Genomic DNA, 13,500 nt, shown 5'->3' with positions numbered 1-13,500 from the left:
AGCCTCACGCTGGCTTGGCAAATGGCGTGCGGATGTCCGACAGAAACTGCTGCGCGCGCGGGTGCTGGGGCCGGGTAAAAAAGTCGGCGGGTACCGCGCGCTCCAGCACACGGCCTTCGTCCATGAAAAGCACGCGGTCGGCCACCTCACGGGCAAAGCCCATTTCGTGCGTGACGCAGACCATGGTCATGCCGTCCCGCGCCAGGTCGCGCATGACCACCAGCACCTCGCCCACCATCTCGGGGTCCAGCGCACTGGTGGGTTCGTCGAACAGCATCAGCGGCGGCTCCATGGCCAGGGCGCGCGCAATGGCCACGCGCTGTTGCTGGCCGCCCGACAGCTCATTGGCCCAGGCATTGGCCTTGTGCGCCAGGCCCACGCGGTCGAGCAGCGCCAGCGCCCGCTGTTCGGCCTGCGCTTGCGACAGGCCGCGCAGCTGAATGGGCGCAAGCGTGCAGTTGTCCAGCACCGACAGGTGCGGAAACAGGTTGAACTGCTGGAACACAAAGCCGATGCGCGAGCGCAGCGTGTTCACGTCCACCCCAGGCCCATAGATGTTGTGCCCGTCGATCAGGATGCGCCCGCCCTGGATGGGCTCGAGCCGGTTGAGCGTGCGGATCAGCGTGGACTTGCCCGAGCCCGACGGCCCGCAGACCACGACCACCTCGCCCTGCGCGATGGTCTCGGTCACATCCACCAGGGCGTGGTAGCTGCCGTACCACTTGTTGACTTCGTGCAGTTCGATCATGTTGTAAGGGGCTTGGGAGTGGAAGAGGGGGCCGATGCGGAGCGCCGCGCCAGCCGGCGTTCCAGCCCATAGGCCAGGCGCGAGAGGCCGAAGCACAGCACGAAGTAGGTGAAGCCCAGGATGCCGAACACTTCCGCCGGCCGGGTGAAGACCTGGGTGTTGATCTGGGTGGCGATGAAGGACACTTCGGTCAGGCCGATGATGTAGCCCAGCGAGGTCTCCTTGATGGTGGAGACGAACTGATTGACCAGCGAGGGCAGCATGCTGCGCAGCGCCTGCGGCAGCACCACCCGGCGCATGGCGCGCGGGTAGCTCAGGCCCAGCGCGCGCGCGCACTCCAGCTGCCCGCGCGGCACGCCCAGGATGCCCGCGCGAACGATCTCGGCCAGGTAGGCGGCGTTGAAGATCACGAGCGCAAGCAGCATGGTGGTGAACTGGCCGGTCTTCACGCCCGTCACGCTGGGCAAAAAGAAGTAGGCCCAGAAGATCACCATCAGGAGCGGTGTGCCGCGCACCACATACACGACGGCTGTCACCGGCCAGCGCACAGCACGCCACGGGCTCACGCGCGCCAGGCCCAACAGCACGCCCAGCGGCAGTGCGAGCAGCAGGGCGCCAGCGGCCAGCACCAGAGTGAGTGCCAGGCCACCCAGCGGGCCATTGGGGTACTGGCCGACCAGGAAGTAAAGCCAGTAGGTGTCGATGAGTTCAAGCATCTAGATCGTCCGCACGGGATAGCGGTGGTGGTACCAGCTGGCCAAGGCCGTGATGAGCAGCGACACCGTAAGGTAGGCGGCGCTGGCGAAGGCAAAGGCCTCGATGCTGCGGAACGTCGCGCTCTCCACCTTGGCGGCCTGGTACATCAGCTCGGCCACGCCGATCACGGTGGCGATCGAGGTGTTCTTCCAGAGGTTGAGGGCCTGCGAGATCAGTGGCGGCACCGTGATGCGCAGCGCCTGCGGCAGCACCACGCGGCGCATGGTGGCCAGAAAGCCGAAGCCCAGGGCGCGGCCCGCCTCCATCTGCACTGTGGGGATGGACCGGATGCCGCTGCGGATGTCCTCGGCCATGAAGGCGGCGGTGTAGAGCGAGAGCGCAACAACGGCGGCCGCGGCCTCGGCATGGCCGCTGTCGTAGAGCCACTGCCTGGCCGCTTCGGGCAGCAGCTCGGGCGCGCCGAAGTACCAGAACAGCATGTGCGCCAGCAGCGGAACATTGCGAATGCCTTCGACAAACACAAAGCCCGCCCAGCGCAAGGGAGCCACGGGCGCCAGACGCAGCAGGGCGACCACCAGGGCGAGGGGCAGGGCCAGCACCAGCGAGGCGGCCAGCAACTGCAGCGACAGCATCAGGCCACCCATCAGCATCAGGTGGTACTTGCCGCTCAGCAGCAGGGAATAGTCAAACAAAGGCATGCATGCCAGCCATTCAGAAAAACGGCACGCAGGGTGCGTGCGCGGCGGCATGCCACACCGGGACCGGGAGAATGTCTGGGAAAAGGCGTGTGGCATGCGCCAACGGCATGTGCGACGTCTTCATCCCACTCCCTTGCAGTCGCGCCGCCGTGGGTTCATCCATCAACCGTCGATCTTGTCCGAATCGAACTTGAAGGGGCGGTTGGTGAACTTGATCTTGGTCTGTGGGCCGTACCACTTGAAGAAGATCTTTTCGGCTTCGCCCGACTTTTCCAGTTCGCGCAGCGTCTCGTCCACCACCGACTTCACGGCGGTCTCGCCCTTCTTGATACCCAGGGCCAGGGGCTCCACGCTCAGGTTGGTGGGCAAGATGGCGTAGTCCTTGTTGCGCTCGCCCAGTTTGGCGAAGTCATCGATCAGCGAAGACTCGTCGTTCACGTAGCCCACGCCCTTGCCCTGCTGCAGCGCCAAAAAGGCCTGCTGGGTCGTCTCGAACGTCACCACGTCCACCGTGGGCACCGCCTTGCGCACATTGGGTTCCTGCGTGCCGCCCTTCACCGTGACCACGCGCTTGCCGGCCAGGTCCGCCACGTCCTTGATGCCGCTGGCCTTCTTCACCAGCACCTTCTGGCCCGTGACAAAGGTGGTCAGCGAGAAGTCGATCTGCGCCTCGCGCTCCTTGTTGTGGGTGAGCGAAGCGGCCAGGATGTCCACGTGGCCCTGCTGCAGCTCGGGGATGCGCGCGGCCACCGCCAGTTGCTTGAACACGGGCTTGACGCCGATCTTCTTGGCGATGGCCTTGCCCAGGTCCACGTCGTAGCCGATCAGTTCGCGCGTCTTGGGGTCGATGAAGCTGTTGGGCTCATCGGTGCCCAGCACGCCGACGACCAGTTCTCCCTTCTTCTTGATGTCGGCCAGTTGGTCGGCGTGGGCGGCTCCTGCAACGGCGAATGCTGCTGCGACCAGGGAAGCAATGAAACGGATGCGCATCGATTTTTCTCCAGACAGTGATGAGGATGGGCCAGGGCTGCCATGCGGACAGAGCCCTGAGCCCTCAAGCTTCGAAGGCTACCGATCCAACGGTCAGATATGAACATCGGTTTTTTTATAATCAAACTCAACAAACGAGCTTGCATTCGCGACGCCCTTCGAACCCATGGATGACACCCCCCACACTGCGGCCCCGGCCACCACACCCTTTGAATGGATCGGTGGTGAAGACCGCGTGCACGCCCTCACCGAACGCTTCTACGACCTGATGGATCTGGAGCCCGGTTACGCCGAACTGCGTGCAGCCCACGGCAGCGACCTGGTGCAGGCGCGGCAAAAACTCTTCTGGTTCTTGTGCGGCTGGCTGGGCGGGCCCGACCACTACCAAAGCCGCTTCGGCCACCCGCGCCTGCGCATGCGGCACATGCCTTTTTCCATCGGCGTCAAGGAGCGCGACCAGTGGGTGGCGTGCATGGACCAGGCCATGGGCGAGACGGGCGTGCCCGATGCTTTGCGCGCGCGCTTGAAGGAAAGCTTCATGGGCACGGCGGACTGGATGAGGAATAAGGGCACCCCCTGAGCGGCTGCGCCGCTTCCCTTGCAGCCTGTGGATGGGCCCAGTGTGCGTCCATAGCATCGATTGCTCTGTTTTTAATAGCTGCTAGCGCTTGATAGGTAAGCACTGCAGGCTGTTTTAACGCTTAAATCCCTACCCGCTGAAATGTATGGCCCCTTTGGGAAAGGCGCGCTACTAAGATGCGCCCAGCATCCATTCATTCAATTCACAACAAGGAGGGTGGGACATGTCAGCTACTGCTTGGATCGTTCTGGGCCTGGTCGCCGTGCTGGCGGTTTGGGCCGTCACTGTGTACAACCGGCTGGTGCAGCTGCGCAACCGCATCGCCAATGCGTTCGGCCAGATCGACGTTCAGCTCAAACGCCGCCATGACCTGGTGCCCAACCTGGTCGAAGTCGCCAAGGGCTACCTCAGCCACGAGGCCGCCACGCTCGAAGCCGTCATCAAGGCCCGCGGCCAGGCCCAGGGCGCTGCCGCCGCCGTGCGGGCAGAGCCGGGCAGCGCCAACGCCATGGGCGCGCTCGCAGCGGCCGAGGGCGTGCTGGGCAGCAGCCTGGGCCGCCTGATGGTGGTGGCCGAGGCGTATCCCGAACTCAAGGCCGACGCCACCATGCAGTCGTTGTCCGAAGAGCTGACCAGCACCGAAAACCGCCTGGGCTTCGCGCGCCAGGCGTACAACGACCAGGCGCTGGAATTCAACGACGCGGCGGCGCAGTTTCCGGACGTGGTGGTGGCGCGCCTGCTGGGCTTTCCCACCGTGCCCATGCTCGAGTCCACGCGCAGCGATGAAGAGCGCGCCGCGCCGCAGGTGCGGTTCGGAACCAACGATGCCACCTAGTTCGCCGCCAACGGCGGGCGAAAAGGTTGGGTATTGGATTTGCATCGCCATACTCGTGGGCTTTGCCTCAATCGCATCTCTGGGCGTCGTGTACGCCGTCAGCGAAGGCACGGTGCAACAGCTCTCAAAATACGGCGGCGGGCGCGTTTACCGCCTCAGTGGCGACCCTTTCGGTTTTTTTGGTGCGATTGCTGGGCACATGCTGTTCAGCGGAATGTTTTGGTGGTTTGCGTTTTGGATTTGGAGTTGGCGGCTACGCGGTAGATAGAGCGCGCTACTCAACGGAATCAACATGAAATTCTGGGATCACCAAAACAACGCCCGCAGCGAGACGCGCCGGCTGCTGCTGGGTTTCGCCCTCGCGGTGGCGGTGCTCATCGTGGCCGTGCATGCAGCGCTCGCGCTGGCCTGGCTGCTGATGGCGGCCGTGCTCCCGGGGCGGCTGCCGTTTCCCCAAGGCTTTCTCGCCGCCAACGTCAGCGTGTCGCTGATGCTCGTGCTGGGCGGCTGGTGGGTGGAAACCTCCAACCTGCGCGCGGGCGGCGTCAAGCTGGCCAAGCGCGTCGGCGCGCGCGAGCTGCGGCCCTCGCTCTCGCACGCCGAACAGCGCCTGTCCAACATCGTCGACGAGCTGTGTATTGCCGCCCACATGCCCCGCCCGGAGATCATGGTGATGCCACGCACCGACGCGATCAACGCGTTTGCCGCCGGCTGGGACGAGAGCGATGCGGTGATCGCCGTGACGCAGGGCGCGCTCGACTACCTGAACCGCGAGGAAATGCAGGGCATGGTCGCCCACGAGCTCTCGCACCTGCACGAAGGCGACACGCGCCTGAAGATGCAGCTGGCGGGCATGGTGTTCGGGCTGGAGCTGGTCTACAACTTCGGCGACACGCTGCGCGAGCGCCGTGGCCTGTCATGGTGGTTCGGCTCGGCCATCATGCTGGCCGGCTTTGCGGGCTGGTTGACCGGCCGCATGCTCAAGGCCGCGGTGTCGCGCCAGCGCGAGTACCTGGCCGACGCCCGCGCCGTGCAGTGGACGCGCAGCCGCGACGGCCTGGGCGGCGTGCTGCGCAAGGTCATGGCCCAGCGCCGCGACCTGCCGCGCGGCTACGAAGAACACAGCCATAAGGGACTGAACCACCCCTCGGTGCAGCACATGCTGCTGGTGGACCTGGGCGGCGGCCGCATGGAGCGCTGGCTTGACTCGCACCCCACGCTCGATGAGCGCGTGCAGCGCCTCTATGGCCGCAAAATGCAGCCGATCAAGGTCACACCGGTGGCCGCAGCCCCCGAGCCTGCCTGGCGCCCAGAGAGTGCAGGGCAGCCCGCCGGCGCGACGTTGGCGTCGCTGGTGGATCCGTTCGCACGGTATCTTTGATCCCCCCTGTGTCGCCTTCGGCGCCTTCCCCCCAGGGGAACGCACCCGGCGGCTTGGCCGAGCCAGTCCACGGGTGCACTGATAGTGGGCCGCGCCGGTGAGTGTCTGCGTTCTCGGTGGCATAGTGGTGGGCCTTTCAATGCCGAGATCTTTTATGTCCCGTGACACGCGTTTTCAGGAACAAGCCCAGGCCCTGGGCTACAGCTTCGATGGCGAGATCAAGATCGGTGGCAACTACGTGCCACTGGTGCGCGACGGTCACCATATCTACCTGAGCGGTCAGATCCCGCGCGTGGGCGACACCGTGGTGGTCACGGGCGCGGCCGGTGCCGGTGCGTCGCTGGCCGATGCGCAGAAGGCTGCCAAGGTGTGCGTGATGCGATCGCTGGCACTGCTGCAGCGTGCACTCGGATCACTCGATGCAGTGCAGGCCATCCTGCGCATCACCGTGTACGTGCAGTCGGCGCCCACGTTCACGCAGCAAAGCGAAGTGGCCGACGGTGCCTCGGACCTTTTGTTCGCCGTGCTGGGAGAAGCTGGCGCGCACACGCGCACCTCGGTGGGCGTGCTGCAATTGCCCAAGAACGCGACGGTCGAGGTGGATCTGATTGCCACCGTGGCATCCAAGGCCGCCTGATTGCCGCGCGGGGTCGCCGCAGAAACCGCAGGAGAGTCCCAATGACCATGACGGAACCCGTTCACCAGGGAAGTTGCCTGTGCGGTGGCGTCCGCTACGAGACCACAGCACCTTTGCAGGCGGCCTCGCACTGCCATTGCTCGATGTGCCGCAAGGCGCATGGCGCGGCCTTTGGCAGCTATGCCAGCGTGCGGCGCGAACACCACCGGTTTGTGCAGGGCCAGGCATTGGTCCGTACCTACCAGTCTTCGGCCCAGGTCACGCGCACGTTCTGCGCGGTGTGTGGGTCGCCGCTGCTATGGCACAGCGAGGGCTCCCACGCCGATTGGGTGGCCGTGCCGCTGGGTACGCTGGATACCGCCTTCGATGCGCCGCCCCAAAAACACATCTACGTGGACTCCAAAGCACCCTGGGTGGTGATCTGCGATGGTTTCCCGCAAGAGCCGCAGGGCTAGGGGCCATGCCAGTCCGAGACCTTCTCGATCGGGACATCCCGCAGGTGCACGCCTTGCTGGTTGCGCACGGCTGGTCGCACCGGCTAGGCACCCTGTCGCAGTTCGAGGCGCTGGTGGCTGCGTCGCAGTGCAACCTGGTGGCGCTGAACGGGGACGAGGTGGTGGGCTATGCGCGCGCCATTACCGACGGGCTCAGCAATGGCTACCTGTCCATGCTGGTCGTGGCCACTGCGTTTCGGGGCCAGGGGCTGGGACGCGCGCTGGTGCAACAAACGTTGGCCAAAGCGCCCGCAGCTACCTGGGTGTTGCGCGCTGGCCGTCCAGGTGCGTCCGATTTCTTTGCGAGAATGGGTTTTGCTCCGTCGGCCATTGCCATGGAGCGCACACGCTCCACCTGACACGCTTGTACGCCATGAACCACCCCCGTTTCAACGTCTTCGGCCGCATCGTCGAGGTGCGGCGTGAGGGCGCGCTGTGGCAGGCCTACCGCGTGGGGTCCGATGGCAAGCGGACTCCTTCGGGTTTCGTGATTCCCGACTTCGTGGAAGAGCACGAACTGGCGCAGTTTCTGGAAGACCTGTTCCACGAAAGCGCTTCCCCGCACAACGGCGACGTGCACCGCATCGTCTGACGGGGCGGTCAGGGCGTGGGCTTTTGCACCACGTCACACCGCTGTCAAACCCCGGCCAGACACTCGGACCCTTGTTCCAACAAGGGCCTTGTTCATGTCTGAACGCACTCGCAGCCGACTTCTTTCCCTTTCGTCCTTCCATGGCGGGCGCCGCACCGCCACGCTGAGCGTGCTGGCCCTGGCCGCTTCGCTGTCCGCGTGCGGCGGCGGTGATGGCGGCAGCGTCAACAACAACGCTGGCGCCACCGCCACGCTGGCCGTGCTGGAGACCACCGACCTGCACTTCAACGTGCGCAGCTACGACTACTTCAAGCTGGCCGAGGACAAGAGCTACGGCTTCGAGCGCACTGCCACGCTGGTGCGTGCGGCGCGCAAGGAGTTTGCCAACACCCTGCTGGTGGACAACGGCGACACCATCCAGGGCACGGCGCTGGCCGACTACGAAGCCACCATCAACCCCATCCCTTGCACGCAGCAGCTGTCCATGTACAAGGCCATGGGCGCGCTGGGCTTTGACGCCGGCACGCTGGGCAACCACGAGTTCAACTACGGCCTGCCGTTCCTGAACCAGGTGCTGGGCGGCGGGCTGGATGTCGACGGCGTGGACGCGAGCAAGAAGTGCGCGGGTGCGGGGTTCCCCATGGTGCTGGCCAATGTGACCAGCAACAAGACGAAGAAGCCGCTGGTGCAGCCCTACACGCTGCTGGAGCGCACGCTGACGGCGAAGGGCGCGGACGGCAAAGAGGTGAAGCTGCCCATCAAGATCGGCGTGATCGGCTTCACCACGCCCGGCATCATGAACTGGGACAAGCGCTATCTGGAAGGCAAGGTGACCACCGAAGGCACGGTAGAGGCCGCCACCAAATACGTGCCCGAGCTGCGTGCCAAGGGCGCGGACATCGTGGTGGCGCTGCTGCACGGCGGGCTCGATGGCGCGGCCTACTCGGCCACCATGGAGAACCCGGGCCTGCACCTGTCGAAGGTGGCGGGCATTGACGCGATGGTGATGGGGCACCAGCACGGCGTGTTCCCTGACACGGCGGCCACGCCGGGCTTCAACCTGCCGGGCGTGGACCACAAGGCTGGCACCGTGAATGGCGTGCCCGCAGTCATGGCCAGCTCCTGGGGCAAGTCGCTGGGCGTGGTGCAGCTGGCACTGCAGTGGGACGGTGCCAAGTGGGCGGTCAACAAGTCGGCCAGCAAGTCCGAGCTGCGCAACACACAGAGCAAGAACCCTGCGGGCACGACGGTGACCGTGGATGCCGACCCCGCCATTGCCCCGCTGATCGAGACGCAGCACCAGGCCGCCATCCAGTACGTGAAGACGCCCATCGGCCAGACCGACTTCCGCATGAGCACGCTGTTCGCCGACGTGGGCGACCCCGGCGCGATCCAGATCGTGAACCAGGCGCAGCAGGCCTACGTGGCGGCGTACGTCAAGGCCAGCCTGCCGCAGTATGCGCAGCTGCCCGTGCTGTCGGTGAGCGCGCCGTTCAAGAGCGGCTTCCAGGGCGGCGCCGACTACACCGACGTGGCCGTGGGCCCGCTGGCTATCAACAACGCGGCCGACCTGTACCTGTACCCCAACACGGTGTACGCGGTGAAGGTGAACGGTGGCGACATCAAGAAATGGCTGGAGGCCGCTGCCAAGCGCTTCAACCAGATCGACCCGGCCAAGACCACCGAGCAGCAGCTCATCAGCACCTTCCCGGGCTACAACTTCGACATGTTCACAACGCCCGATGTGCAGTACCAGATCGACGTGACCCAGCCCGTGGGCAGTCGCATCAAGAACCTGGCCTACCTGGGCAAGCCCATCGACGTGGCGCAGGAGTTCGTGATCGCCACCAACAACTACCGCGCCACCAGCGGCAAGAGCTTCATCGACAAGCTCGATGGCTCCGGCACCATCTGGGCCTCACCCGACGCCAACCGGGACGTGGTGATCGACTACATCCGCAAGAACCCGGCGGTGACCCGCAGTGCCAACGGTGCGGCCAGGAGCTGGCGTTTTGCCAAGGCCACGGTGGCGGGCCCGGTGGTGTTCAGTTCGGGGGGCAATGCGCTCAGCGTGGCGCAGGCGGCCGGGCTGGCCAATGTGTCACTGCTGGCAGCCGATGACGGATCGGGCAAGGGCACGTCGAAGTACGGCGTGGACCTGTCGAAATAGGTATCAGCATCCCGCCACGGGGAGTGTGGCGGCGCGTGCCTTCACGGCACCGTCGCTGCATACCCCGATAGATTGCTATGTTTTTGATAGCTTCTAGCGCATTTCCATAAAGCGCTAGAAGCTCTTTTCTTATGTATTTCTGTACAGCACGGGCTGCAGCAGCACGACCAGCGCCCCGGCGCCTCCGTCCATGGGACGCGCCTGCACAAACGCCAGTACCTCGTTCTTTTGCACCAGCCAGCGCTGCACGCGGCCTTTGAGCACGGGGCTCTTGCCGGGCGAGCCCAGCCCCTTGCCGTGCACCACGCGCACGCAGCGCAGGCCGATCTTGTGGGCTTGGCGGATGAAGTCGCCCAGCGCCTCGCGCGCCTCGTCCACGCGCAGGCCGTGCAGGTCGAGCTGGCGCTGGATGCTCCAGTGGCCCGAGCGCAGGCGGCGTGTCACCTCCACGCCGATACCGGGGCGGCGAAAGCTGAGCTGGTCGTCGGTGTCGAGCAGGGTGCTCACGTCGAAGTCGTCACTGATCGATTCGAGCAGCACCCGCTCTTCGTCCAGCCAGTGCTGCACGGGCAGCGGCGGCGGCAGGTGCTTGCGCAGCCGCGCCACGTTGGGGTTGCGCAGCGGGGTGACAGTGCCCACGCTGCGGCTGAAGAGGTGGCGCTCGGCCTCGGCCCGGGCGGCGGCCTCGCGTCGGGCTTTTTCCTCGGCCTGGCGGCGTTCCTGGTCCTCGCGCAGGCGGCGGGCCACGGTGGCCAGGTCCTGCAGCTGGGTGATGCGTTCACCCGCCCGGCGCGGGGTGGGTGGTGCGCGGCGCCGGGGTGGTGTCGCGATTTCACCGGCGGCGGGTGCTGGGGGGGCGTGGCGCAGGGGGCGCATGGCAGCTTTGGCTGCGGCTTTTTTCTCGGCCAAACCAGCGCGCCGGGCTGTCCGGGAGATTGCGGGGGAGGGCGCAGCGGGAGCGGGTGTTGGCTCTGTTGCCGCCGTGCTGTTTACCCCAGCCGTGCGGGTAGCGCGTGCCAGCGCGGCGTGCAATGCCGTGGGCGAGTGGGCTGGCGCAGGCGCAGGGGCAGTCACACCAGTCCCTTTTCGGCCATCGACAGCGCCTGGCCCGGCGCCACGATCACATGGTCGAGCACGCGCACGTCCACCAGGGCCAGCGTGGTCTTCAGGGTTTGCGTCAGGGCTTCATCGGCACGGCTCGGTTCCACGCTGCCGCTGGGGTGGTTGTGGGCCAGCACCACGGCGGCCGCCTGGTGGTGCAGGGCGCGCAGCACCACCTCGCGCGGGTACACGCTGGTCTGCGTGAGCGTGCCGCGAAACAGCTCCTCCATGGCCAGCAGGCGGTTTTGCGCATCGAGGAACAGCACCGCAAACACCTCGTGCCCCTTGGCGGCCAGGTGCAGCTGCAGGTAGTGCTTGACGGCATCGGGCGAGTCGAACACCTCGCGTTCGCGCAGCTGCTGGGCCAGGGCGCGGCGCGCGAGTTCGAGCACGGCCACCAGCTCGGCGCGTTTGGCGGGGCCCAGGCCCTTGATGCGTTCCAGGTCGGCGGCGCTGGTGTGCAGCAGGCCGGCAATGCCGCCAAAGCCACCTGTGATGCAGCCGGTGGTGGCGTCGATGCCGGGCGGGTCCAGCAGCTCCTGCGCCATCTGCAGCACGCCCTTGCCCACAATGCCGGTGCGCAGCAGGATGGCCAGCAGCTCGGCATCGGCCAGGGCGGCGGGGCCGCGTGCCAGCAGTTTTTCGCGGGGCTGGGCGTCGGCGGGCAGGTCTTTGAGGGGCATGGCGCAGGGTCTTTGACACCCGTCAGGGGCCGACGGGCGTAGGGCTTTGCCCGGTTTTCTACAATTGGGGCAGTTTAGAGCGTGTTTTGCACTTTTACGTACCCACGTTGGGTCCAAAGGTCAGTGATCGCAAGGCGCGGACTGCCGCCAAGGCCGGGGCCTTGGCAAGGGCTGCAACGCCGCGAGTGCTGGCCTTTGGGCCCAACCCTCTGGGAAAGCCGGGAAAAGGCCCGGCCACGTTGTTGCAAACCGCTTGCGGTATGGATACCGCGGCGCGTTTTGCGCCTAGTGGCCGGGCCTTTTCCCGGCTTTCGTGGGCACGTAAAAGTGCAAAACACGCTCTTTTGGACTTTCATGACCTCTATCGACGCTTCCCTTCCCACGGTGCGACCCGGCTCCTTCCTCACGCTGCACTACCGCCTGGCTGGCCCGGCGGGGGATGTGATCAACACTTTTACCGACAAACCCGCCACCCTGTCGCTGGGCACGGGCGAGCTGTCGCCCGCCATGGAGCAGCGCCTGTTGGGTATGGCCGAAGGCACACGCACCACGTTCGAGCTGCCTGCGGGCGAGGCTTTTGGCGAGCGCAATGCCGACATGCAGCAGTGGGTGGCGCGCAAGCTGATGAACGAGCTGGGCGACCCCGACGAAAAGTACAACGTGGGCGATGTGGTGCAGTTCCCTACGCCCGATGGCCAGGGCAGCTATGCCGGTGCCGTGATGCAGGTGCGCGACGACGGCGCGGTGCTGTTTGACTTCAACCACCCACTGGCGGGCCAGCCGGTGACGTTCGAAGTCGAACTGATCGGGATCCTGTGATGCAGGCCCCACAAGAAATCCTGCTGGCCGAGCCGCGCGGGTTTTGCGCGGGTGTGGACCGCGCCATCGAGATCGTGGAGCGTGCCATCCAGAAGTTTGGCGCCCCCATCTATGTGCGCCACGAGATCGTGCACAACACCTACGTGGTGAACGACCTCAAGGCCAAGGGCGCGATTTTTATCGAAGAGCTGTCGGACGTGCCACCTGGAGCCACTCTGGTCTTCAGCGCCCATGGCGTGAGCAAGGCCGTACAGCAAGAGGCCGTGGCGCGCGGCTTCAGCATTTTTGACGCCACCTGCCCGCTGGTGACCAAGGTGCACGTCGAAGTGGCCAAGCTCGCCAAGGAGGGCTACGAATTCATCATGATCGGGCACAAGGGCCACCCCGAGGTGGAAGGCACCATGGGCCAGCTGGACCATGGCATCCACTTGGTGGAAGACGTGGCCGATGTGGCCCGTGTGCAGCCCGCGCAGACGGTAAAACTCGCGGTGGTCACGCAGACCACATTGAGTGTGGACGACGCCGCCGAGATTTCTGCCGCCGTGCGTGCACGATTCCCCAGCGTGCGCGAGCCCAAGCAGCAGGACATCTGCTACGCCACCCAGAACCGGCAGGACGCCGTGAAGGTGCTGAGCCCGCAGGTGGACGTGGTGATCGTGGTGGGCAGCCCCACCAGTTCCAACAGCAACCGCCTGCGCGAGCTGGCCGCCAAGCTGGGTACCACCGCCTACATGGTGGACAGTGCTGACGAGCTGCGCGGCGAGTGGTTTGACGGCACGGCCCGCGTGGGCCTCACCGCCGGTGCCTCGGCCCCGGAAATCTTGGTGCAGCAGGTCATCGATCGCATCAAGGCGCTGGGCGCGGTATCGGTGCGCACCATGGCCGGCATCGAGGAAACCATCAAGTTCCCACTGCCCAAGGGGCTCAAGATCGACGCAGCCACGGGCCTGAGCATCACCGAACGCACGCCGGAGACGGGGCCTGCGGGGCATTGAGCAGCGTGGTGCAGGGAGGGTGCTTCTAAATTGATAGCTATTGGCGCTTGATGGATAAGC

The 13,500-nt window shown here is 65.7% G+C and carries 16 protein-coding genes; 10 read left to right on the top strand and 6 right to left on the bottom strand.

Going from position 1 to position 13,500, the window contains the following annotated elements:
* Positions 1–4 precede the first annotated feature (4 nt).
* The 4 genes from ASE39_RS02625 to ASE39_RS02610 all read right to left on the bottom strand — a co-directional run bounded on the left by ASE39_RS02625 (position 5) and on the right by ASE39_RS02610 (position 3,153).
* A complete protein-coding gene (locus tag ASE39_RS02625; RefSeq protein ID WP_057270084.1) occupies positions 5–748 on the bottom strand; it encodes an amino acid ABC transporter ATP-binding protein in 744 nt (247 codons plus the stop codon).
* Complete coding sequence (locus tag ASE39_RS02620; protein ID WP_057270083.1) at positions 745–1,464, bottom strand: amino acid ABC transporter permease; 720 nt, start codon at positions 1,462–1,464, stop codon at positions 745–747. Before ASE39_RS02620 ends, ASE39_RS02625 begins: the two co-directional genes overlap by 4 nt.
* Positions 1,465–2,163 (bottom strand): amino acid ABC transporter permease, encoded by a 699-nt coding sequence (locus tag ASE39_RS02615; RefSeq protein WP_057270311.1) that lies wholly within the window; start codon positions 2,161–2,163, stop codon positions 1,465–1,467.
* A gap of 162 nt (positions 2,164–2,325) precedes the next feature.
* Positions 2,326–3,153, bottom strand: a complete 828-nt coding sequence (locus ASE39_RS02610; protein WP_057226502.1) for an ABC transporter substrate-binding protein — start codon at positions 3,151–3,153, stop codon at positions 2,326–2,328.
* A 166-nt stretch (positions 3,154–3,319) separates the two neighbouring features.
* Between ASE39_RS02610 and ASE39_RS02605 the strand changes: the two genes are divergently transcribed.
* The 8 genes from ASE39_RS02605 to ASE39_RS02570 all read left to right on the top strand — a co-directional run bounded on the left by ASE39_RS02605 (position 3,320) and on the right by ASE39_RS02570 (position 9,842).
* On the top strand, positions 3,320–3,733 hold the full coding sequence (locus ASE39_RS02605) for a group II truncated hemoglobin (RefSeq protein WP_057270082.1): 414 nt from the start codon (positions 3,320–3,322) through the stop codon (positions 3,731–3,733).
* A 223-nt stretch (positions 3,734–3,956) separates the two neighbouring features.
* Positions 3,957–4,568 (top strand): LemA family protein, encoded by a 612-nt coding sequence (locus ASE39_RS02600; RefSeq protein WP_057270081.1) that lies wholly within the window; start codon positions 3,957–3,959, stop codon positions 4,566–4,568.
* A 292-nt stretch (positions 4,569–4,860) separates the two neighbouring features.
* Entirely contained in the window at positions 4,861–5,949 is a 1,089-nt protein-coding gene (locus ASE39_RS02595) for a M48 family metalloprotease (RefSeq protein ID WP_057270080.1), read from the top strand.
* Positions 5,950–6,103: 154 nt separating this feature from the next.
* Positions 6,104–6,586, top strand: a complete 483-nt coding sequence (locus tag ASE39_RS02590; RefSeq protein ID WP_057270079.1) for a RidA family protein — start codon at positions 6,104–6,106, stop codon at positions 6,584–6,586.
* 41 nt (positions 6,587–6,627) lie between these two features.
* Entirely contained in the window at positions 6,628–7,041 is a 414-nt protein-coding gene (locus ASE39_RS02585) for a GFA family protein (RefSeq protein ID WP_082615300.1), read from the top strand.
* A 5-nt stretch (positions 7,042–7,046) separates the two neighbouring features.
* A complete protein-coding gene (locus ASE39_RS02580) occupies positions 7,047–7,439 on the top strand; it encodes a GNAT family N-acetyltransferase (RefSeq protein ID WP_057270077.1) in 393 nt (130 codons plus the stop codon).
* Between the two features lie 14 nt (positions 7,440–7,453).
* Positions 7,454–7,672 carry a hypothetical protein gene (locus ASE39_RS02575; RefSeq protein WP_010463317.1) on the top strand — a complete coding sequence of 73 codons (219 nt, stop codon included), beginning with the start codon at positions 7,454–7,456 and terminating at the stop codon, positions 7,670–7,672.
* A gap of 94 nt (positions 7,673–7,766) precedes the next feature.
* Entirely contained in the window at positions 7,767–9,842 is a 2,076-nt protein-coding gene (locus ASE39_RS02570; protein WP_057270076.1) for a bifunctional 2',3'-cyclic-nucleotide 2'-phosphodiesterase/3'-nucleotidase, read from the top strand.
* A gap of 129 nt (positions 9,843–9,971) precedes the next feature.
* On the opposite strand, the gene ASE39_RS02565 is transcribed toward ASE39_RS02570, so the two are convergent.
* Positions 9,972–10,718: a Smr/MutS family protein gene (locus tag ASE39_RS02565; protein WP_081474660.1), complete on the bottom strand. Its 747-nt coding sequence runs from the start codon at positions 10,716–10,718 to the stop codon at positions 9,972–9,974.
* A 194-nt stretch (positions 10,719–10,912) separates the two neighbouring features.
* Positions 10,913–11,626 (bottom strand): DNA repair protein RadC, encoded by a 714-nt coding sequence (radC, locus tag ASE39_RS02560; protein ID WP_010463323.1) that lies wholly within the window; start codon positions 11,624–11,626, stop codon positions 10,913–10,915.
* Positions 11,627–11,980: 354 nt separating this feature from the next.
* Between radC and ASE39_RS02555 the strand changes: the two genes are divergently transcribed.
* Both ASE39_RS02555 and ispH read left to right on the top strand, forming a co-directional pair.
* Complete coding sequence (locus ASE39_RS02555) at positions 11,981–12,445, top strand: FKBP-type peptidyl-prolyl cis-trans isomerase (RefSeq protein ID WP_057270310.1); 465 nt, start codon at positions 11,981–11,983, stop codon at positions 12,443–12,445.
* Positions 12,445–13,440 carry a 4-hydroxy-3-methylbut-2-enyl diphosphate reductase gene (ispH, locus tag ASE39_RS02550; RefSeq protein ID WP_057270075.1) on the top strand — a complete coding sequence of 332 codons (996 nt, stop codon included), beginning with the start codon at positions 12,445–12,447 and terminating at the stop codon, positions 13,438–13,440. Before ASE39_RS02555 ends, ispH begins: the two co-directional genes overlap by 1 nt.
* Positions 13,441–13,500: the final 60 nt, after the last annotated feature.

This window comes from Acidovorax sp. Root267 (assembly GCF_001429215.1).
Lineage (GTDB): Bacteria > Pseudomonadota > Gammaproteobacteria > Burkholderiales > Burkholderiaceae_C > Acidovorax > Acidovorax radicis.
This window is presented reverse-complemented; position numbering and strand designations above follow the sequence as displayed.